Annotated in this window: 1 protein-coding gene; it reads right to left on the reverse strand. The window is 57.1% G+C overall.

Annotation, left to right across the window (positions count from 1 at the left end; all coding sequences use genetic code 11):
- The coding region (locus SB772_RS41555) for a hypothetical protein (RefSeq protein WP_410838717.1) at positions 1 to 268 on the reverse strand (268 nt) is incomplete at both ends.

Consider the following 268-nt stretch of genomic DNA (forward strand, 5'->3'; position numbering starts at 1 on the left):
GTTTGCCAGCGCCGAATGGGCAAGCTGCAGTTCACAGGTGTGAATGTAGTGCAGGAATAGATCCCGGGATCGGGCGTCTTCGTCAATCAGCCGATACATTAGGTCCACCGGTACCTTAATGGCGCTCCCGTCGATCTGCATGAATGTGCGATTGGGCGTCGTCTCAAGCCTCAGCAGCCGGTGCGTGCCGCACAATCCTTCCCAGCCAATGTGACCGACCTCGATGGCTTCGTCATCGATTGTTCTGGCGACGATCGATGCCAACCCT

Origin of the sequence: Paraburkholderia sp. SIMBA_030 (genome assembly GCF_046535245.1) — a bacterium.
In the GTDB taxonomy this organism is placed as follows: domain Bacteria; phylum Pseudomonadota; class Gammaproteobacteria; order Burkholderiales; family Burkholderiaceae; genus Paraburkholderia.